Consider the following 20,213-nt stretch of genomic DNA (forward strand, 5'->3'; position numbering starts at 1 on the left):
GATCTGGCACAACTGGATGATCGGTGCCCCGGTCAAGCGGTCGTTGATCGCTTACGACCACTGACCAGGGCACATTTTCCCATCAACGATCTAGGGGCCGCTGGTCGTCACGCAGCTGTCGGGCTGCTGGTCGTCACGCAGCTGTCGGGCTGCTGGTCGTCACGCAGCTGTCGGGCTGCTGCTTCAGTCGCCGACCAGCTCGGCCTGCTCCAGCCACACCATCTCCAGCTCCTCCTTCTCTGAAGCGAGGGTCCTGGCCTCGGCGTCGAGTTCGGCGAGCTTGGTGTAGTCCTCCGCTGCGGCCGCCATCTGCTCGTGGAGCTGTTCCTCGCGCCTGGCGATCTTGTCCATCCGCCGTTCGACGCGCTGCATCTCCTTCTGGGCGGCGCGGCGCTCCGCCTGGGACACGGCGGGGGTGACGGGTGTCTGCACGGCGGCGGTCTCGGAGGCGCCCAGGGGCACGGTGACCTCGTCGGCGCTGGCCTCCCGGCGCTCCAGGTACTCGTCCACCCCTCCGGGCAGGAAGGCGAGGCTGCCGTCGCCCATCAGGGCGAGCACGCGGTCGGTGATCCGCTCCAGGAAGTAGCGGTCGTGACTGACCAGCACGAGGGACCCCGGCCAGCCGTCGAGGAGGTCCTCCAGCTCGGTCAGGGTCTCGATGTCGAGGTCGTTGGTGGGCTCGTCCAGCAGCAGCACGTTGGGCTCGTCCATGAGCAGGCGCAACAGCTGGAGGCGGCGCTTCTCACCGCCGGACAGGTCGCCGATCGGCGTCCACTGGCGCTCGCCCCGGAAGCCGAACTTCTCCAGCATCTGGCTGGCGGTGTAGTCCCGCTTGCCGATGGTGATGTGTTCGCGCACGTCCATGACGGCCTGGAGCGGGCGGGCGGTGGGGTCGAGCTCCACGACGTTCTGGGACAGGTGCGCCAGCTTGACGGTCCGGCCGGTGCGCACCGTCCCGGAGTCGGGCTCGCGCTCCTCGGCGAGGATCTTCAGCAGGGTCGACTTGCCCGCGCCGTTCACGCCGACCAGGCCCACCCGGTCGCCGGGGCCCAGCTGCCAGGTGAGTTCGTCCAGCAGGGTGCGGTCGGGGACGGCGACCGAGACCTTCTTGAGGTCGATGACGGTCTTGCCCAGGCGCGAGCTGGCGAAGCGGACCAGCTCCACGGAGTCGCGGGGCGGCGGCTCGTTCGCGATGAGCTGGTTGGCCGCCTCGATGCGGAACTTGGGCTTGGAGGTGCGCGCGGGCGCTCCCCTGCGCAGCCACGCGAGCTCCTTGCGCATGAGGTTCTGGCGGCGGTCCTCCTCGGCGGCGGCCTGGCGGTCCCGCTCGGCCTTGGCCAGCACGTAGGCGGCGTACCCGCCCTCGTACCTCTCGACGGTGCCGCGCCCGACCTCCCAGGTGCGGGTGGTCACGGCGTCCAGGAACCACCGGTCGTGTGTGACGACCACGAGCGACTCCGGACGACCGCGCAGGTGCTCGGCCAGCCAGGCGATGCCCTCGATGTCGAGGTGGTTGGTGGGCTCGTCCAGGATGATGAGGTCGTGGTCGTCCACCAGCAGGCGGGCCAGCCCGGAGCGGCGGCGCTCACCGCCGGACAGCCCGGACATGGGCACGTTGAGGTCCCAGCCGCCGAGCAGGCCCCGGAGGATGTCGCGGATGCGGGCGTCCCCCGCCCACTCGTGCTCGGCCCGGCCGCCCAGCACGAACTCGCCGACGGTGCTGTCGGGGAAGTCGTCGCGCTGGTGAAGGAAGCCGACCCGAAGCCCGCGGTTGTGCACGACCCGCCCGGAGTCGGGTTCGGTCCGCCCCGCGAGCACGGAGATCATCGTCGACTTGCCGCCGCCGTTGCGGCCCACCACCCCGATGCGTTCGCCCTCGTCCACGCCGAGGGAGACCTCGTCGAGGAGCACGAGCGGCCCGTAGGCCAGGGACACGTCCTGAAGGTTGACCAGATTCGTCATCACCTCCCATTGTGCTGCCCCCGCGAAGGTGCGCGGACCGACTGACCGCCAGGAACGACACTTTTCGCTTGTCGGCTCATTTCGCCACCGATCGCCGCACGGAAGGGCTACTCTTCTGCCCTGTCCTCGGTCCCCCGCTTGGGAGCCGCCCCCTGGAGGCTCGCACCGCAGGACGGACGCGTACCGAAAGGGGAGCCCATGCGCTCCATCCGTGCCGCCGTCGCGGCCGCCCTCCTCGCCGCCCTCCTCGCGCCCGTCCCGGCGCACGCGGCCTCCACCACGGGCGCCCTGATGATCACCCACGTGCGGCCCAACGCCGCCGGGGCCGACGTCAAGAACAACAAGCAGACCAACCTCAACGGCGAGTACTTCGTCGTGAAGAACGTGACGAAGAAGACCGTCAACCTGAGGGGCCACGTCCCGGACATCACCTCGAACACCTACGGCCGCGCCCTGCCCGCGTACAACCTCCCGGCGGGGGGCGTGGTCCACGTGCACACCGGCACTGGAAAGAACCACCGGGACGCCAAGGGCACGCACCACGTCTACCGGGGCTACGCGCGCCACGTCCTGCCCAACGACGGCACCGGGCGCAGCCCGGACCTGCGGCTGAAGAAGCCGGGCAGCAAGGACGACAACAAGGCCGCTGGCACGATCAGCAGCTGCAACTGGGGCAAGGCGGCGGACGGCAGAACGTACGGCTGCTAGGAGGGGGAACGCCCGGGGCCGCACCACGCGAGGCCCCGGGCGGGCTCTGGAAGGTCCCTACACCAGGAAGAAGTCCCGGGCGGACTTGGCGATTCCCTCGACGTCCAGACCGTGGACGCGGTCGTGGTCGGCGGCCGTGCCGTAGGCGCGCACCTCGCTGCGGCGTGACACGCCCAGGGAGAGCTGGCGGTGGCGGCGGTCGGCCAGGGCCTCGGCCACCTCGTGCGCCGAGGTGCCCTTCAGGTAGGGCTCCACGATCAGCACATCGGCGTTGCCCGCAGCACCGGCGAGAGTGCTGAGCCCCTCGTGGTCGAAGGGACGGACGGTGGAGGTGTGGGCCACGGTGACATCGAGGTCCGCGGTGGCCTCCAGCACCCGGTCCAGCATCGGTCCGACCGCCACCACCACCCCGGCGGAGCGGGACGAACCGGTGCGCACCACGTTGAGGCGGGGTCCGACGGGCAGGGCCACCCTGTTGCTGTGGGTGGACAGGCGCAGGTAGACGAGGTCGTCGCCGGGCACCGCCCGCTCCATCATGGTCCGCGCCTCGTCGGGGTGCCCGGGCACGTGCACGGTCCAGCCGGGGAGCGTGTCCAGGAGCGCCACGTCCCCGGGTGCCTGGTGGGTGCGGCCCTCGGCCGAGGTGTCGTGGGAGGCGCCGATGCTCACCAGAACGGCTCCGACGCCCTGGTGAGCGAGGGAGATCTTGAGCTGCTCGAAGGGGCGTTCGACCAGGAAGGGCGCGTAGCTGTGCACGATCGGGCGCATGCCGGTGAGCGCCAGGCCTCCCGCGACGCCGATCATCGCCTGTTCGCGGATGCCGAGGTCGATCACCCGGCCGGGGTGACGGGCGGCGGCGCGGCGGAACATGCCCGCGGAGATGGCGGCGAGGACCAGCGCGGTCCGGGGGTCGCGGTCGAGGGCCTCGTGGGTGGCGGCGGCGAAGGTGTCACGCATGTCCGGGCTCGCTTTCAGTTTCCGTTGCGGACGCGGGCGACGACGGCCAGCGGCCGTCCGGAGCCGGGGCGGGCGAAGGCGTCGTGGAGGGCGTCGTGGTCGCGGCCCGCGACCTCGCGGGTCTCCCATCCCTCGACCTCGAACCTGCGTCCGACACCGCCGGGCCAGCCGTGGGTGGCGGAGGCGTTGTCGATGACCACGACGGTCAGGTTGTCGGCGCCCAGGCGCGCGGCGGCGGCGATGGCCTCGTGGTTGCTGCCTTCGTCGAGTTCACCGTCGCCGACCAGCACCACCACTCGGGGTTCGGTGCCGTCCGCGCGGCGTACTTCCTGGGCGCGCAGACCGAGGGCGGTGCCCAGGCCGAGCGGGAGGCCGTGACCGAGGGAGCCGCTGCCGATCTCCGCGCCGGGGACCAGGACACGGTCCGGGTGGTGGCCCAGCGGGGAGCCGAAGGAGGTCCAGCCGCGCAGGGTGGGCACGTCGAGGAAGCCCTTGGCGGCGAGCACGGCGTAGAAGGCGGCCGGGCCGTGCCCCTTCGAGAGGAGGAAGCGGTCCCGGGCCGGGTCCTCGGCGGTCGTGGGTGAGACGTCGAGGACCCGGTCGTAGAGGACCCAGAGAACGTCGAGGGTGGAGTGAGCGGCGGCGTTGTGCTTCTCGTCACCCTCCATGAGCCCGATCAGCGCCGGGAGGTCGGCGTACCTGGAGAAGGTGGCTGGCGTCGTCATGCGCCCAGTGTTCTTCCTCAACCATGGTTGAGGTCAATGGTCGAGGTCCGCCGAATCACGACACTCAACTCAGTGATTTACGTCACACGATGGTGGTTCCGGGTACGTCGCCGTCCGCCGCGATGACCTGCTCGCACAGACCCGTGGACCGCAGGGCGGCCACCACCCCGGCCTCCCGCTCCGCGACGGCGGCCCGGTCCTCTCCCCCACCCCCGACCAGGAAGGCGCACGTGGGGCCCGAACCCGACACCAGGGCACCGAGCGCTCCGGCCGAGCGGCCCGCGTCCAGGGTCCGGCGCAGCTCCGGCAGCAGCGAGAGCGCGGCGGGCTGGAGGTCGTTGCTCAGGGAAGCGCCGAGGGCCACGGCGTCACCGCTGGCCAGGGCCTTCTCCAGAGCGGCGTCCGGGCGCGGCTCGGGGGCGTCGGGGCGCAGGCGGTCGTACTCACCGAACACCTCGGCGGTGGACAGGCCGCGCGGGGAGAGCGCGAACACCCAGCGGTACCGACCGGGGCTGGCCATGGGTTCGAGGACCTCACCGCGTCCGGTCCCCACCGCCGTGTCGCCGACCAACCCGAAGGCCACGTCGCTGCCGAGCCGGGCGGCGAGGTCGAGGAGTCGCTCCCGGGACAGGTCACAGCCCCACAGGCGGTCGCAGGCGACCAGGGCCGCGGCGGCGTCCGCACTGCCCCCCGCCATGCCGCCCGCCACGGGGATGCGCTTGTCGAGGTGGATGTCGACGGGGAAGCCCGCACCCGTCTCCTCGGCCAGCAGGATCGCTGCGCGGGCCGCGAGGTTGCTCTCGTCCAGCGGCACCCGGGCCAGGTGGGACTCGGACTGTCCGGTGGCGGTCAACGCGGTGAGGGCACGCGGCCGACGCGGAGACGCCGCCTTGACGGTAACCTCATCGAACAGCGAGACGGCGTGGAACACGTTCACGAGGGCGTGGAAACCGTCCTCGCGTCTGGGCCCCACCGCCAACTGGAGGTTCACCTTCGCGGGGACCCGCACGGTTACGGTGGTATCAACGGTCACGAGTCCCCAATCGTAAAGGAACCCCCACCTTGCGTGAACACAGACCCCTCCACGGGGTGCGCCGTGTTCACCGCCTCCCACCGGCGCGGACACCCGCGTCCAGGAGGGCGGGGCCACTCGATCCAGGGTTCGTCACCACTGTCATGTCAGTTACCGCCCAACCCCCGAACGACCCAATCCGGTCCGTGAGTGGGAATCAGGGCACAAACACCGCTACCTTGGGGCAAGGCGGGGTTTGGACACCGTCGGGGAGGGTCGCTTGCCGTCGGATGGGCTCCCGAAGAACCTGGAACCGCTGGCCGCCGGAGATCCGGCCACCATCGGTCCCTACGTGCTGTCCGGGAAGCTGGGTAGTGGCGGCATGGGAACCGTCTACCTGGGCAGTACGCCGGAGAAGAACAACCAGGTAGCCATCAAGGTCATCCGTCCGGAGCTCGCCTTCGACGAGCAGACCCGGGCGCGCTTCCGCGACGAGATGGAGAACGCCCGCAAGGTCGCCTCCTTCTGCACCGCCAAGGTGCTCGACCACGGGACGTTCGAGAACCGCCCCTACATGGTCACCGAGTACATCGCGGGCACGGCGCTGGCCGAGCACATCGCGGAGCACGGGCCGCTGGACTCCTCCACCCTGCACGGCTTCGCGCTCGGTGTGGCCGCGGCGCTCGCCGCCATCCACCGCACCGGGCTGGTCCACCGCGACCTCAAGCCCGCCAACGTCCTGCTGTCGCTCTCCGGTCCCCGGGTGATCGACTTCGGCATCGCGCGGGCCATGAACACCGCGACCAACCACACGCAGACCGGCATCGTCATGGGCAGCCCCGGCTGGATGGCTCCCGAACAGCTGTTGGAGGAGAAGGTCACCACCTCGGCGGACATCTTCGCCTGGGGCTGTCTGGTGGCGTTCGCGGGCAACGGCACGCACCCCTTCGGCAACGGCGACGCGATGACGCTGGGCAAGCGGGTGTTGTTCGCGGAGCCGCAGATCGGCAACCTGGACAGTCCGCTGGACCGCCTGGTGACCCGCGCCCTGGCCAAGGAGCCGGGCCGCCGCCCCACCGCCCAGGACCTTCTGCTGGAGCTCGCGGGCGGCGAGGACACCAGCAACCCCAACGACATGGTGTCGCACGCCCTGCACCAGTCCTGGCGGCCCAACCTGCCCCCGATGCCGCCGGGGATGCCGCATCCGGCGCACCACACCATGGCGGGCATGCGCCACCCGGTGCCCGGCCACTACCAGCAGGCCCCGCCGCAGATGCCGCCGCCCGCGCACCAGACCGGCAACTTCACCCGGTCCCAGCAGCACGGGCCGCCCCCGGGACACCCCGTGGCCGGTCACCCGGCCGGGCCTCCTCCCCCGGTCCCCCACAACCAGCAACGGCCCGCCCCGGCGGGTCCTCCCCCGGCGCAGCACCCCGCCGCCACCGGCCCCATCCCCATGGTGCCGCCGCCTGCCGAGCAGCAGCGGGGTCCCCAGCCGTACGTGCCTCCGGTTCCGCCGCCCCCGCACCAGCCCGCCGCGCCCGGCAGGAGGGGCGGCCTGTTCTGGGGACTGCTCGCCGCCGGTATCGGCCTGGCGCTGCTGCTCGTGATCGTGGCCGTGGTGATCCTCAACAGACCCGACGGCGCGGACGAACAGGGGTCCCCGCCGCCCGCCAACCAGGGGCCGGACGACTCCGCCCCGGAACCCGACGTGCCCGACGACGGCCTCGGCAACATGGACCCGGACGTGCCCGAGCCCACCAACACCGACGGCAACGCGGTGTCCGAGGACGGCACGGTCCGGTACAGCGTCGAACTCCGCTGCCTCGACTCGATCCCGGGGCGTTCCAGCATCGAGGGCGGCGTGTACTGCGTGGCCGACCTCGCCATGGAGAACCTCGGGAGCGACGAGATCGTGTTCAGCTCGGCCGAGCAGCGACTGATCACCGACAGCAACCGGTGGATCACCGCCGAGACTCCCACCTCCGAGGAGAAGAAGGGTTCCCTCTGGGAGCCCGTGTCCCCGGGTGCGGAGGCCGGCGGCGAGCTGGTGTTCAGCGTGAGGTCGGGCGAGGAACCCTCCGTCCTGCTCCTCACGCACGCCCAGGGCGCCGAGGACACCGCCATCAACGTGTTCGTCAGCCAGGACTGACCCCGCCGCGTCACCGCAGACGACCATCGGGCCCGGCACACCGTGTGTGCCGGGCCCGATCACGTCAGGTGGAGCGCCGCGCGGCTACTCCCACTCGATGGTGCCCGGGGGCTTGCTGGTCACGTCCAGCGTCACCCGGTTGATCTCGCGCACCTCGTTGGTGATGCGGTTGGAGATGCGGGCGAGCACGTCGTAGGGCACGCGCGACCAGTCGGCCGTCATCGCGTCCTCGCTGCTGACCGGGCGGAGCACGACGGGGTGGCCGTAGGTGCGGCCGTCGCCCTGGACACCCACCGAGCGGACGTCGGCGAGCAGTACGACGGGGCACTGCCAGATGTCGCGGTCCAGTCCGGCGCGGGAGAGCTCCTCGCGGGCGATCGCGTCGGCCTCGCGCAGGATCTCCAGGCGCTCCCGGTTCACCTCGCCGATGATCCGGATGGCGAGGCCCGGGCCCGGGAAGGGCTGGCGCCACACCATCTCGGGCGGCAGGCCCAGCTCCTCGCCGACCTTGCGCACCTCGTCCTTGAACAGCTCGCGCAGCGGCTCCACCAGGGTGAACTGGAGGTCGTCGGGCAGTCCGCCCACGTTGTGGTGCGACTTGATGTTCGCGGTGCCGGTGCCGCCGCCGGATTCCACGACGTCCGGGTACAGGGTGCCCTGCACGAGGAACTCGACCTCGGCGTCGTCCTCGCCGCTCTCGGCGACGACCTCGCGGGCCGCCTGCTCGAAGACGCGGATGAACTCGCGGCCGATGATCTTGCGCTTCTCCTCGGGGTCGGTGACCCCGGCCAGCTCCGACAGGAACTGCTCCTCGGCGTCGACCACCTTGAGCTTGGCGCCGGTGATCGCGACGAAGTCCTTCTCGACCTGGTCGGCCTCGCCCTTGCGGAGCAGTCCGTGGTCCACGAACACGCAGGTGAGCTGGTCGCCCACGGCGCGCTGCACCAGGGCACCGGCCACGGCGGAGTCGACGCCGCCGCTGAGCGCGCAGATCACGCGCTTGTCGCCGATCTGCTCACGGATGCGCTCCAGCTGCTCCTCGACGATGTTGACCATCGTCCAGGTGGGGCGGCAGCCCGCGCCCTCGTAGAGGAAGCGGCGCAGCAGGTCCTGGCCGTGCTCGGTGTGCATGACCTCGGGGTGGAACTGGACGCCGAACAGGCGGCGCTCGGTGTCCTCGAAGGCGGCCACGGGGGCGCCCGCGGTGCTGGCGGTGCTCTTGAACCCGGACGGGGCCTGGACCACGGAGTCGCCGTGCGACATCCACACGCTCAGGTCCTCGGGCAGGCCCTCGAACAGCACGGAGTCGGAGTTGGCGGTCAGTGCGGTGCGGCCGAACTCGCTCAGGTCGGTCCGGTCCACGACCCCGCCCAGAGCGCGCGTCATGGCCTGGAAGCCGTAGCAGATACCGAAGGTCGCGACCCCGGTCTCGAACAGCTCGGCGCCCACGCTCGGGGCGCCCTCGGCGTACACCGAGGAGGGGCCGCCGGAGAGGATGATGGCCTTGGGTTTCTTGGCGAGCATCTCCTCGACGGGCATGGTCGAGGGCACGATCTCGCTGTGCACGTGGCATTCCCGGACCCGTCGGGCGATCAGCTGCGCGTACTGCGCACCGAAGTCGACGACGAGGACGGTGTCGAACGTGCTGTCAGCACCAACGGACACGACGGAGGACCTTCCGCAGAAAAATGTGGATGTCCGTCCAGTCTAGGGCGTTGGCCGTGGTCGGGACGCATCGGTGGGTGTGCCGCCCGGCACGCGGACCGGGTGTCCGGACCAGGTGTCCGGAGCGTTCAACCCGCGAAGCCTCCGGGGTTCCCGGACTGCCAGCGCCAGGCGTCGCGGCAGGCGTCGTCCACCGTCAGCTCCGCCTTCCAGCCCAGCTCGCGGGAGGCGGCCGAGGGGTCGGCGTAGCAGACGGCGATGTCGCCGGGGCGACGGGCGGTGACCGTGTAGGGCAGGGCCGATCCGGTGGCGCGCTCGAAGGCGCGCAGGCCCTCCATCACCGAGGTGCCCTGTCCGGTGCCGAGGTTGTAGACGCGGTGGCCGGGGGCGTCGGCGAGGTGGTCCACCGCGGCCAAGTGCCCGTTGGCCAGGTCCACCACGTGCAGGTAGTCGCGTACCCCGGTGCCGTCCGGGGTGTCGTAGTCGTCGCCGTACACGCTCAGCCGCTCGCGGCGTCCTGCCGCGACCTGGGCGATGTAGGGGAAGAGGTTGTTGGGGACGCCCTGGGGGTCCTCGCCGATCAGGCCGCTGGGGTGGGCGCCGATCGGGTTGAAGTAGCGCAGGGAGATGATCCGCCAGCTCGGGTCTGCGGTCGCGAGGTCGTCCAGGATGCGTTCGGCGAACAGCTTGGTGTTGCCGTACGGGTTGGTGGTCGACAGCTCGGCGTCCTCGACGATGGGTACGCGCCTCGGGTCGCCGTAGACGGTGGCGGAGGAGCTGAGGACGAGGTCGCGCACCCCGGCCCCGTCCATGGTCTCGCAGAGGGTCAGCAGCGCGTCGAGGTTGTTGCGGTAGTAGCGCAGGGGCTGCTCGACGGACTCGCCCACGGCCTTGAACCCGGCCAGGTGGATGACGGCGTCGATGTCGTGCCGCTCGAAGACGCCGCGCATCGCCTCGGCGTCGGTGCAGTCGACCCGGTGAAAGGCGACCTCGCGACCGGTGATCCGCTCGACCCGCCGGAGGGCCTCCTCATGGCTGTTGACGAGGGAGTCGACGACGACGACACCGTGCCCCGCCTGGAGGAGTTCGACCGCGGTGTGGGTGCCGATGTACCCGGCGCCACCGGTGAGCAGTACGTTCATCATCGCTTCCCTGGGATGGGCGGTGCTGGCCATCCCAGGATATGGGCCGCCCGGGCCCCGATCGGGTTGTCCACGCCACGATCCGTCACCCGGGTTCGTACCCCGGTATGAGGACGCGGGGCCCGGGGCTGGGTAGCGTGTGGCCCCATGCCCCTTCCGCCCCCGCGCCCGGCACCGGGCCGCCTGAGGTCCTGGGCCCGTGAACACCCGCTCACGACGGACCTGTCCTGGGCCCTGCTCTGGTTCGTCCTGACGGTCGCGACCTGGCCGTTCCCGAACGCTTCGGCCTTCGACACCGCCGTCCACCTGGCCCTGGCCGCGGGGTGCTGCGCGGCGTTGGGAGCACGCCGCGCGCGACCGCTCCCCTCGATGGCGGTCCTGGCGGTCCTGTTGGCCGTCCAGGTGTGGTGGATGGGCCAGTTCACCACCCTGTCGGTGGTCTGTGCGCTGGTCACCTCCTACACCTCCCAGACGGAGCTCGCCCCGGCCGGACGCCGCCTCGTCCTGGCGGCCCTGCTCACGGGCACGGCGGGCGCCGTGCTGTTCGTTCCACACACGGTCTTCACGGAGGATCTCGGCGTTCGGGTCGCGTCCCTGCTGTTCGGGTGGACGACCCTGCTGATGTTCGCGCTGCTCGGTGCGGTACGTCGGCACAACCGGGAGGAGGTCGACCGTCTGAGGGAACACGCCCTGCTCCTGGAGACCAAGCGCGAACAGGAACTGAGGCTGGCCGCGCTGGACGAGCGCGCCCGTATCGCCCGGGAGATGCACGACGTCCTGGCGCACTCGCTGAACGTCATCGTCGCCCAGGCCGACGGCGGTCGCTACGCGGCGAGCACGGCACCGGAACGGGCGGTGGCGGCATTGACGACGATCGGCCGGGTGGGGCGCGAGTCCTCCCGTGAAGTCCACCGGCTCCTCGGGGTACTGCGTGAGGACGACCCGCGCCCGCCCCGCCCCGCGCCCGGCCTCGAAGCGCTCGTCCCACTGGTGGACGAGTACCGGGAGGCGGGACTGCGCGTGCGTCTGGTCCGGGAGGGAGACGGGCCGGGGGACGACGCGCAGGACCCGCCCGCGAGTGTCTCGCTGACGGTCTACCGGCTGCTGCAGGAATCGCTGGCCAACGTCCTCAAGCACGCGGGGCCGGTGGCCGTACGGGTCGGCCTGGTCCGGACGCCGGGGAGGATCGCCGTCAGCGTGGCCAACCCGCTCGGCACCGTTCCGCCCGGGCCCGGCGAACGTCCCCACGGGCACGGTCTGGTCGGGATGCGGGAGAGGGTGGCACTGCACGGCGGCAGCCTGGAGGCGGGGGTGGACCCGGCGTCCGGGACGTGGCGGATGCGGGCCGTGGTCCCCTGGGAGCAGGCTTGATCCGGGTGGGGCTCGCGGACGACCAGCGGCTCTTCACCGCGGGCGTGGCGATGGTCATCGACTCCCAGCCCGACATGGCCGTGCGGTGGGAGGCGGCTGACGGGGCCGAGGCGGTCGGTCGGCAGCGTTCCGATCCGGTGGACCTGCTGCTCATGGACGTCCAGATGCCGGGGACGGACGGCCTGACCGCCACCCGGGCCCTGGTGGACGCGGGCGCGAAGTGCCGGATCGTCGTACTCACCACCTTCGACACCGACGAGTATGTGATCGAGGGGATCGAGGCGGGCGCCGCCGGATTCCTGCTCAAGAACACACCCCCCGAGGAGCTGTTGGCCGCGCTGCGCACCGTGCACCGGGGCGACTCCGTGATCTCGGCGAGTTCGACGAGGCGGCTGATCGGGCACGTGCGCCCGCTGCTGGGCGGGCCTCCGGGCCCCTCGGTGGCTCTCTCCCGGGCCTCCCTACGGGCGCTGGAGTCCCTGACCCCCCGGGAACGGGAGGTCCTCACGGCGGTGGCGCGCGGGCACACGAACACGGAGATCTGCGAACTCCTGGTGCTGTCCATGCCCACGGTCAAGACGCACGTGGGCAGCGTCCTGGCCAAGACCGGCGCGCGGGACCGGGTCCAGGCGGTGCTGTTCGCCTTCCGGACCGGGCTCGTCGGCCGGGAGGACCTGCTGCGGGGCGCCTGAGCGGGGCTCGTTCCGGGCCGGTGGGCCCGCCGCCTCCTACCGTGGGACGGGGCGGTTTCCGGTACCGAGGTCCGATGCGCCGCACGGGCCCGGCGAGGGAGTCTCCTCGGTGGAAGGAGGCTCCATGAGTCATGTCATCACCACCGAGGGTCTGACCAAGGTCTACGGATCGCGTACGGTCGTGGACTCCCTGGACCTGCGGGTCCCCGAGGGCTGTGTCTACGGGTTCTTGGGACCGAACGGGTCCGGCAAGTCCACCACGATGAAGATGCTGTTGTCGCTGGTACGCCCCAGCCGTGGCGGGATCAGCGTCCTGGGGCGCCCGGTCGACCACCGCAACCGGCACGAGGTGGCGCCGCTGATCGGTTCCCTGATCGAGTCGCCTCCGGGTTACGGGCACCTGACGGGGCGCGAGAACATGGCGATCGTCCGCCGGATGGTCGGTCTCACCGACCGCCAGGTGGAGCACGCTGTGGCGACCGTGCGGCTCGGCGATCACATGGACCGGCCGGTCCGCGCCTACTCACTCGGCATGAAGCAGCGACTGGGGATCGCCATGGCGCTCGCCCGCGAGCCCAGGCTGCTCGTCCTGGACGAACCCACCAACGGGTTGGACCCGGCCGGGATCGAGGAGATCCGCGACCTCCTGGTGTCGCTGGCCGACGAGGGGGTGACCGTCATGGTCTCCAGCCACCTGCTCGACGAGGTCGACCGGATGGCTTCCGTCCTGGGGATCCTCGGCAGGGGGCGGCTGGTCTTCCAGGGGACCAGGAGCGAGCTGTTCGATCGCAGCACCCCGGACCTGATCGTGGACACCTCGGAGCCCGAGCGGGCGCTGGCGCTCGGCCTGTCGGCCGCTCGGGTGCCCGAGGGCCTGCGCCTGACCGGGCTGGGAGACGACGGCACCGCCGACCTGGTCCGGCTCCTGGTCCACCACGACGTCCCCGTGCACGGGGTGCGCCGGGTCCGCCGGTCCCTGGAGGAGGTCTTCATGGACCTGACCGGACACGAGGGGCTCTCGTGATCCACACGGCCGTGGGCCTGGAGCTGCGCAAGACACGCCGACTTCGACTGTGGGCGCTGTGCCTGGTGATGGTGGTCGCGGTCGTCGTCCTGACCACGATGAACCTGGGGTCGGAGTCGGCGCGGGCCGGGTTCACCGATCCCGCCGCGCAGCCGTGGGAGCAGCTGCTGCTCAACCAGGTCCTGATCACGGCGATGACCTCGCCGATCCTGGTGGCGGTGCTCGCGAGCCGTCAGGTGGAGATCGAGCACCAGGGACAGGGGTGGCTGCTGGCCAGGGTGAGCGGTTTCGGCCCGGGGCTGCTCTGCCTGGCCAAGGCCGTGGTGGTCGGTGCCGCGCTGACCGTGACGGTGGCGGCCCAGTGCGTCCTGGTCGTCGCGGCCGGGGCGGTCGCCGGGATAGGGACCGCCCCTCCCCTGGACCTGTGGGCCCGGTACGGGCTCTGCCTGGTGTCGGTGCACCTGGCGGTGCTGTGCCTGCACCTGTGGCTCGCTGCCCGGGTCGACAACCAGCTCGTGGGGTTGGGGGTGGGGCTGCTGGGGGCGTTCTACGCGGTCTCCTCCCTGCTCATGCCCGTCCACGCGGCCTACTTCTTGCCCTGGGGGTACTACGCGGCGATCTCGCCGCTGGCGATGGAGGGGGACCTCCTGGTCGCGGCGGCGCCCGCTGGCTGGCCGTTCGCACTCTTCCTGTGCGCGTCCGCGGCCCTGTTCCGGGCTGCCTGTCGGCGCTTCGACCGCAGCGAGGGAGGTCCCGCGTGATCGTCGCCGAACTCGCCAAACTGCGCCGTTCGGCCCTGTGGGTCGTCTCGGTGGTGCTGCCGGTGCTCGCCGTCGCCGCCGGGACGCTGAACTACGCCAGCAACCAGGGAACACTGTCCTCCGGGTGGGGCCCCTACTGGTCCCAGGCGGTGCTCTTCCACGGGCTGTTCTTCATGGCGATGGGGGTGGCGGTTCTGGCCTCGGCTTCCTGGCGCATGGAGCACAGGGGCAACAACTGGAACCTGCTCATGTCCGCCCCCGTCCGTCCTGCGGCGATCGCGGGCGCCAAGATCGTGTCCCTCGCCCTGGTGACGGGGGTGATGCAGGTGGTGATGCTGCTCCTGGTGGCCGTGACCGGGTCACTCATGCTGGGCCTGGAAGGCGCCCTGCCCTGGGAGTACGCCCTCGTGGCGCTGCTGGGAGTGGTGGCCGCCCTGCCGGTCGTGGCCGCGCAGTCCCTGCTGTCGATGCTGTTCGGCTCGTTCACCCCGCCCGTCGCCCTGGGCCTGCTGGGATGCGCGATCGGGACGGGGGTCCTGCTCGGCGGCCAGGGCGGCGTCCTGTCCCACACGGTCCCGCACTCCGTGCTCACCTCGGCGCTGTTCGTGGGAAACAGCGCCGTCTCCGACACGACGGGCCCCGACCCTGCCGCAGTGGTCGCCATCGTCTCCTCCGCGCTGGCCCTGACCGCGGCACTGTGGGCGTTGTCCGCGTTCGTGCTGTCCCGCCGGGACGTGCCCTGAGGAGGGTTCCGCTGACGGGGAGGGGCGGGCGCCGTGTGCGGCGTCCGCCCCTCCCCGTCTCGTCACGTCACGTCACTCACATCGGGGGATCGCTAGTTCCGGCCCGGCGAGGTACTGCGCCGGGTGTCGATTCGCAGGACCTGCGGGTCGTGGTCGCTGACCTGGTCGTGGAACTCGGAGTTGATCCGGGCGACCTCGTAGTCCACCCGTCCGGCCAGGGCGCCGTTGACCAGGATGTGGTCGAGCGCCTGCGAGTTGCCGTCGAAGACGTAGTTGTAGCCCTCGCCCTCGTCCAGCAGGTCCACCATGGGGTTGGTGAGCGCGCCGTCGCCGGTGAGGATGTCCAGGGTCGTCGAGAACTGGAAGTCGTTCAGGTCACCCATCACCACCAGGTTGGCGTCCGGGTCGGCGGCGAGGAGGTCGTCGGCGAACTCGCGGACCAGGGTGGCCTGCTTGTGGCGCTGGGTCTCGGTCACCCGGCTCGGCGGCTGGTTGACGCCGTGCAGGGGCTGGTCGCCGCCCTTGGCGTTGAAGTGGTTGGTGACCACGTAGACGTCGCGGTTGAGCGCGCGGAAGTGGCCGACCAGCGGCTTGCGGCTGGAGTTCCAGGCCTCGTCCCGGGGTGCGATCCGGCCCGGGGAGACGGACAGCTCGACGCCGCGTTCCCCCTCCACGACCTCGACGGGGGTGGTGGCGTCGCCGCCCTCGGCGTCAACGAACTGGACCCGCTCGGGGTTGAAGAGGAAGGCGTTGCGGATGTTCCCGCCGGGGACCCCGCCGTCCTTCTTGTCCTCAGGGCTGATCTCACGCCACTCGTAGGCGGGTCCGCCCGCCGCCGCGATGGCGTCCACGAGGCGGTCCAGCGTGACGTCGGCGGCCACGACGCCGTCGTCGGTCTCGCTGCTGTTGTCCTGGATCTCCTCCAGTCCGACGATGTCCGGTGCGCCCAGGTAGGCCGCGAAGCCCTCGGCGAGGGCGTCGAAGTCGGCCTGGTCGTCCGCGCCGCCGAGGTTCTCGACGTTGTAGGTGGCCACGCTGATCTCGTGCCGCGCGGTGTCGCCGACCGGGACGCGCTCCAGGTCACCGGGGACGTGCTCGCCCAGGGTGGTGGCGCGGACCAGGTAGCCGCCGAACCGGCTGTAGTAGACGGGGCCCTCGGTGACGCCCGCCAGGGTGTCGCCGACGTTCGCCTCCGGGAAGGGGCGCACCTCGCGGTCGAGCAGAGACTCGATCTTCACACGACCGGTGTTGGGGTCGTCGTAGGAGCCGTAGTGCACGCCGCCGTTGCGGGTGCGGTTCCCGTCCGGGCGGGTGGTCACCCACAGGGCGTCGTAGCCGTCCGTGGCCGCGATGACGGGGGCGTCCTCCACGCGGACGGTCATGTGTTCGTGGGCCGCCCAGAAGTCCAGGGCGTACTTGTCGGGCTGGAGTTCGAGCTCGGTGACGTCGCCGCCGTGGTCCGGGGCGTGGTCCTCGGGGATGGCGTCGGCGTCGAGCAGGACCGCCTCGGGGAGGTCGTTGCCCCGGGAGAGGGTGGTCCAGCGGGCCTTCTCCAGCTGGGTGATGGTCTGCGCGCCCGCCTGGGGTCGGTACTCACTGACCTGCCCGGCCGCCAGGACCTCGTCGCCGACCGCCACGTCGGGTGTGGTGGAGCCGGTGAAGACGAACAGCGCCTCGCTGGTGCGCGGGTCGTCGTCGCCCTCGGTGTCCTGGAACCAGAACCCGCGGCCGCTTCCGAAGGCGTTGACCGCGGTGACCACGCCGGGCAGTCCGGTCACCTGGTCGCCCGCGTACGGGGAGGTCCGGGTGGTGCCCTGGATGTCGTGGATGCGCAGCTCACCGGGTTCGACGGGCTCCTCGGGTTCACCGCCGCCGGGGCCCTCGACGGTCTCACCCGCACCGTTGGTGGGGGTCGGCTCGCCCACGGTGAAGTCGGCGGAGTTGTTCCCGGAGTGGGTGAAGGCCCCGTCCCGGGACACCGAGGTTGTGTTGCCGGTGCCGCTCGCGGGCGATCCCGCGTGGATCACGGCGTCGCCGTAGCCGACGACGTCGACGACCGCCCCGTCATCGGCGCAGGCCGCGGCGGTGCGGCACTCGACGGGGGCGGTGCCCTCCACCAGGAGCACGGCACCGGCGGAGGCCGACATGTTGGTGTTGCCGGTGTCGTCGGGGGCGGGGAGGTCGGTGGTGCCGCCGGTTCCGGCCGCCTGGCGGACCAGGTGGTGCTCGCCGGAGGCGACGCTGCCGCTGAGCGGCGTCACCTGGACCTGGGTGTTCGGGCCGGGGCGCGCGGGCAGGTACTGCACGCTCCACCCGGTCAGGTCGACGTCGGCGGCGGTGGGGTTGCCCAGCTCGACGAAGTCGTGGCGCAGCTGCGCTCCGCTGTTTCCGCCACCGCCGTAGACCTCGCTGATCACGGGGGTGTCGGCCGAGGCGAGGGCGGGCAGCGGGGCGACGAGGCTCGCGCCCAGTGCCGCGGCGGCGAGTGCGGCGGAGGCGAGGGTTCTCCGGCGGGCCGGGAACGTGGGTCTGGAGGGGGTTGGGGACACGCCTGCTCCGGTTTCTGGGGGGAATCGGGGGATCCGTGGGGCCACATCATCGCGGTCACGGATGTCCGCTTGAAGGAGTGCACATGAAATGAAGGCGTCCCGGTGTCCGATTGTTGTGATCACACGACAAGCGGCGGCCCGGACCCCGGTGTGATCCTCCAAGGCCAGGGCCGCCGTCGTCCACTGGTCCGGTCCGGCTACAGCCGTGGGTCGACCGGCTCGGTCTCCAGTGCGAGCACCGCGAAGACCGGTTCGTGCACCCGCCACAGCGGCTCACCCGCGGCCTGGCGGGTCAGGGCCTCCAGCCCGAGCTTGTGCTCGCGCATGGCCAGTCCGTTCTTGCGGCCGAGCTTGCGGTCCTTGAGCACCGCGATCCGCTCCGGGTCGGTGTAGTCGGCCCCGTAGATGATCCGCAGGTACTCGGGGCCGCGCACCTTCAGCCCCGGCGGGGCCAGCCCCTTGCGGCCCCTGGCCCGGGCTCCGAGCAGCGGCTTGACCACCATGCCCTCTCCGCCCCGGTCGACCATCTCGCGCCACCAGGCGGCCGCCGCCGAGCAGGAGGTCGGATCGGTGGTGTCCACCACCCGGTAGCGGGTGGCCTGGACCATCCCGCCAGTTCCGGCGAGCTGCTCGGCCACGCCCATGTGCCAGAGGTGGTCGGCCTCGGTGTACTCCCTGCCCTCGGTGGCCAGGAGCGCGAACGGGGCGAAGCGGAGCCCGTCCGCGCCCTCGGTGTCCCAGGTGTAGCGGCGGTAGACCTCGCTGAACGCCTCGGTCTGTTCGGTGCGCCGGGCGATGGTCGCGGCGAGCCCGCCGACGTCCACGCCCCGGTCCGCGGCCGCCGCCAGCGCGGCGGAGGCTGCGGGCAGGGAGGCCCGGGCGGCCGCCCCCACTGAGGCGTACTGCTCCCGGATGAGGGCGTGCGCTTTGGCGGACCAGGGCAGCATCTCGCCGTCCAGGGCCAGCCAGTCGGTGCCGAGCCGGTCCCAGAGCCCGGCGTCGGTCACCGCCCGCCGCAGTCGGTCGACCACCTCCGCCTGCACCTCGGGGTCGCGGAAGAAGGGGCGACCGGTGCGCGTGTACACGGTGCCCGGTTCGCCCGGGACGAAGCGGCGCGCGGCGGCGGCCTCGTCACGGCACAGGACGGCCACCGCCCGCGATCCCATGTGCTTCTCCTGGCAGACCACCTCGCCCACCCCGGAGCCCCGGTAGGCGGCGAAGGCCTCGTCGGGGTGTTCCAGCAGGCCGGGGTCGGCGGCGGTCGGCGCCGGGGCCATCGTCGGCGGGAGGTACAGCAGCCACCGGGGGTCCACGGAGAACCGGCTCATCACCTCCAGGGCGGCCACGGCGCTCTCGGAGTCGGCGCGCACGGTCCCATACCCGGTCTCGACCATGAGTCCGGCGTGGTGGTCGGCCGCCCCGACGTCGTTGATGTCGATGACCTGGCCGGTGCCGCGCGCCTCGGGCCGGGGCGGGGCCTCCACCAGGGGGCGGACCGGTTCGTACCAGGTGCGCTCGGCGTCCACGTCCACGATCTCCCGTTCGGGGTAGCGCAGCGCGGTGAGCCTGCCGCCGAACACGCAGCCGGTGTCCAGGCAGATCGTGCGGTTGATCCACTCGGCCCGGTGCGTGGGGACGTGCCCGTAGACCACCGTGGCCCGCCCCCGGTAGTCGCGGGCCCAGGGCAGGCGGACGGGGAGGCCGAACTCGTCGGTCTCACCGGTGGTCTCGCCGTACAGCGCGAAGGAGCGCACCCGCCCCGAGGCGCGGTTGTGGTACTCCTCCTTGAGACCGGCGTGCGCCACCACGAGGTCGCCGCCGTCCAGCACCAGGTGGCTGACCAGGCCGTCGCAGAACTCCAGGACCTCCTTGCGGAACTCCTCGCTCTCGCGGCCCAGCTGCTCGACGGTCTCGGCCAGGCCGTGGGTGAGCCCGCCCTTGCCGGTGCTCAGGTACCGGACCAGCTTGTTCTCGTGGTTCCCGGGCACGCAGAGGGCGTCGCCGTCGGCGACCATGCCCATGACCAGGCGCAGGACCCCGGGGCTGTCGGGGCCCCGGTCCACGAGGTCGCCGACGAACACCGCCGTGCGGCCCTCGGGGTGCCGGGCGCCGACCGGTCGGCGCAGGTCGTCGCGGCGGAGTTCGTAGCCGAGTTCCTCCAGCAGGCTCTCCAGCTCGGAACGGCAGCCGTGGACGTCCCCGACGATGTCGAAGGGGCCGGTGAGTTCGGTCCGCTCCGGCCAGGGGCGCTCCAGCTCGACGCGGACGGAGTCGATCTCCTCCTGCCCCTTGAGGACGTACGTCCTCCGGATGCCCTCGCGGGACATCCGCTTGAGTCCCTCCTTGAGGTCGCGGCGCTGACGGCGGATCACGTGGTCGCCGAAGTCGCGGTCGGGGCGGAGGCGGTTGCGTTCGCGGGCCACCGCCTCGGGCACGTCGAGGACGATCGCCGTGGTGAGGACGTCGTTGTCCTTCGCGATACGGACGAGCTGGTCGCGCGCCTTGCGCTGGACGTTGGTGGCGTCCACCACGGTCAGCAGCCCGCGCCGCAGCCGGATGTCCACGACGGTGCCGAGGAGGGCGAAGGCGTCGGCGGTGGCGCTCTGGTCGTTCTCGTCGTCGCTGACCATGCCCCGGCAGAAGTCGGAGCCGATCACCTGGGTCGGCTGGAAGTGCCGGGCGGCGAAGGTGGACTTGCCCGATCCGGAGACCCCGACCAGCAGGACGAGCCCCATCCGGGGCACGCCGAG

The 20,213-nt window shown here is 71.7% G+C and carries 15 protein-coding genes; 7 read left to right on the forward strand and 8 right to left on the reverse strand.

All coding sequences use genetic code 11. From position 1 onward, the window contains the following. Positions 1–183: 183 nt before the first annotated feature. A complete protein-coding gene (locus BDW27_RS11750; RefSeq protein ID WP_110049328.1) occupies positions 184–1,962 on the reverse strand; it encodes an ABC-F family ATP-binding cassette domain-containing protein in 1,779 nt (592 codons plus the stop codon). A gap of 198 nt (positions 1,963–2,160) precedes the next feature. Between BDW27_RS11750 and BDW27_RS11755 the strand changes: the two genes are divergently transcribed. Beyond that, positions 2,161–2,670, forward strand: coding sequence for a hypothetical protein (locus BDW27_RS11755; protein ID WP_017542261.1), 510 nt, complete (start codon positions 2,161–2,163; stop codon positions 2,668–2,670). A gap of 57 nt (positions 2,671–2,727) precedes the next feature. Here the strand turns inward: BDW27_RS11755 and BDW27_RS11760 are convergent, their stop codons facing one another. The 3 genes from BDW27_RS11760 to BDW27_RS11770 form a co-directional block, all read right to left on the reverse strand. Further along, positions 2,728–3,627, reverse strand: a complete 900-nt coding sequence (locus tag BDW27_RS11760; RefSeq protein ID WP_110049329.1) for a transketolase family protein — start codon at positions 3,625–3,627, stop codon at positions 2,728–2,730. Positions 3,628–3,641: 14 nt separating this feature from the next. Then, entirely contained in the window at positions 3,642–4,352 is a 711-nt protein-coding gene (locus tag BDW27_RS11765) for a thiamine pyrophosphate-dependent enzyme (protein WP_110049330.1), read from the reverse strand. An 82-nt stretch (positions 4,353–4,434) separates the two neighbouring features. Then, complete coding sequence (locus tag BDW27_RS11770) at positions 4,435–5,385, reverse strand: 4-(cytidine 5'-diphospho)-2-C-methyl-D-erythritol kinase (RefSeq protein WP_083927416.1); 951 nt, start codon at positions 5,383–5,385, stop codon at positions 4,435–4,437. 259 nt (positions 5,386–5,644) lie between these two features. Here BDW27_RS11770 and BDW27_RS11775 point away from each other — a divergent pair, with 259 nt between their 5' ends. Continuing rightward, on the forward strand, positions 5,645–7,516 hold the full coding sequence (locus BDW27_RS11775; RefSeq protein ID WP_110049331.1) for a serine/threonine-protein kinase: 1,872 nt from the start codon (positions 5,645–5,647) through the stop codon (positions 7,514–7,516). An 84-nt stretch (positions 7,517–7,600) separates the two neighbouring features. Here the strand turns inward: BDW27_RS11775 and guaA are convergent, their stop codons facing one another. Together guaA and galE are read right to left on the reverse strand one after the other, a co-directional pair. Further along, positions 7,601–9,181 carry a glutamine-hydrolyzing GMP synthase gene (guaA, locus tag BDW27_RS11780; RefSeq protein ID WP_017542266.1) on the reverse strand — a complete coding sequence of 527 codons (1,581 nt, stop codon included), beginning with the start codon at positions 9,179–9,181 and terminating at the stop codon, positions 7,601–7,603. Positions 9,182–9,309: 128 nt separating this feature from the next. Then, complete coding sequence (gene galE, locus BDW27_RS11785; RefSeq protein WP_017542267.1) at positions 9,310–10,323, reverse strand: UDP-glucose 4-epimerase GalE; 1,014 nt, start codon at positions 10,321–10,323, stop codon at positions 9,310–9,312. A 147-nt stretch (positions 10,324–10,470) separates the two neighbouring features. On the opposite strand from galE, the gene BDW27_RS11790 reads away from it, so the two are divergent. The 5 genes from BDW27_RS11790 to BDW27_RS11810 all read left to right on the forward strand — a co-directional run bounded on the left by BDW27_RS11790 (position 10,471) and on the right by BDW27_RS11810 (position 14,914). Then, on the forward strand, positions 10,471–11,694 hold the full coding sequence (locus tag BDW27_RS11790; protein ID WP_110049332.1) for a sensor histidine kinase: 1,224 nt from the start codon (positions 10,471–10,473) through the stop codon (positions 11,692–11,694). Then, a complete protein-coding gene (locus BDW27_RS11795) occupies positions 11,691–12,386 on the forward strand; it encodes a response regulator transcription factor (RefSeq protein ID WP_110049333.1) in 696 nt (231 codons plus the stop codon). The genes BDW27_RS11790 and BDW27_RS11795 overlap by 4 nt, the downstream gene beginning before the upstream one ends. Positions 12,387–12,510: 124 nt before the next feature. Further along, on the forward strand, positions 12,511–13,410 hold the full coding sequence (locus tag BDW27_RS11800) for an ABC transporter ATP-binding protein (RefSeq protein ID WP_110049334.1): 900 nt from the start codon (positions 12,511–12,513) through the stop codon (positions 13,408–13,410). After that, on the forward strand, positions 13,407–14,171 hold the full coding sequence (locus BDW27_RS11805) for an ABC transporter permease (protein WP_110049335.1): 765 nt from the start codon (positions 13,407–13,409) through the stop codon (positions 14,169–14,171). Before BDW27_RS11800 ends, BDW27_RS11805 begins: the two co-directional genes overlap by 4 nt. Further along, entirely contained in the window at positions 14,168–14,914 is a 747-nt protein-coding gene (locus BDW27_RS11810) for an ABC transporter permease (protein WP_110049336.1), read from the forward strand. The genes BDW27_RS11805 and BDW27_RS11810 overlap by 4 nt, the downstream gene beginning before the upstream one ends. A gap of 92 nt (positions 14,915–15,006) precedes the next feature. On the opposite strand, the gene BDW27_RS11815 is transcribed toward BDW27_RS11810, so the two are convergent. Next, positions 15,007–17,463, reverse strand: coding sequence for an endonuclease/exonuclease/phosphatase family protein (locus BDW27_RS11815; protein ID WP_110049337.1), 2,457 nt, complete (start codon positions 17,461–17,463; stop codon positions 15,007–15,009). 197 nt (positions 17,464–17,660) lie between these two features. Beyond that, positions 17,661–20,198 (reverse strand): polynucleotide kinase-phosphatase, encoded by a 2,538-nt coding sequence (locus tag BDW27_RS11820; RefSeq protein WP_370446490.1) that lies wholly within the window; start codon positions 20,196–20,198, stop codon positions 17,661–17,663. Positions 20,199–20,213 lie beyond the last annotated feature (15 nt).

It is taken from the genome of Nocardiopsis sp. L17-MgMaSL7, assembly GCF_003182025.1.
Taxonomy (GTDB): Bacteria; Actinomycetota; Actinomycetes; order Streptosporangiales; family Streptosporangiaceae; genus Nocardiopsis; species Nocardiopsis prasina.

What these genes read in the sequence shown, in the direction of transcription:
- BDW27_RS11750 (WP_110049328.1), bottom strand. Translation starts at nt 1,962, where the DNA reads ATGACGAATCTGGTCAACCTTCAGGACGTGTCCCTGGCCTACGGGCCG.
- BDW27_RS11755 (WP_017542261.1), top strand. Translation starts at nt 2,161, where the DNA reads ATGCGCTCCATCCGTGCCGCCGTCGCGGCCGCCCTCCTCGCCGCCCTC.
- BDW27_RS11760 (WP_110049329.1), bottom strand. Translation starts at nt 3,627, where the DNA reads ATGCGTGACACCTTCGCCGCCGCCACCCACGAGGCCCTCGACCGCGAC.
- BDW27_RS11765 (WP_110049330.1), bottom strand. Translation starts at nt 4,352, where the DNA reads ATGACGACGCCAGCCACCTTCTCCAGGTACGCCGACCTCCCGGCGCTG.
- galE (WP_017542267.1), bottom strand. Translation starts at nt 10,323, where the DNA reads ATGAACGTACTGCTCACCGGTGGCGCCGGGTACATCGGCACCCACACC.
- BDW27_RS11790 (WP_110049332.1), top strand. Translation starts at nt 10,471, where the DNA reads ATGCCCCTTCCGCCCCCGCGCCCGGCACCGGGCCGCCTGAGGTCCTGG.
- BDW27_RS11800 (WP_110049334.1), top strand. Translation starts at nt 12,511, where the DNA reads ATGAGTCATGTCATCACCACCGAGGGTCTGACCAAGGTCTACGGATCG.
- BDW27_RS11820 (WP_370446490.1), bottom strand. Translation starts at nt 20,198, where the DNA reads ATGGGGCTCGTCCTGCTGGTCGGGGTCTCCGGATCGGGCAAGTCCACC.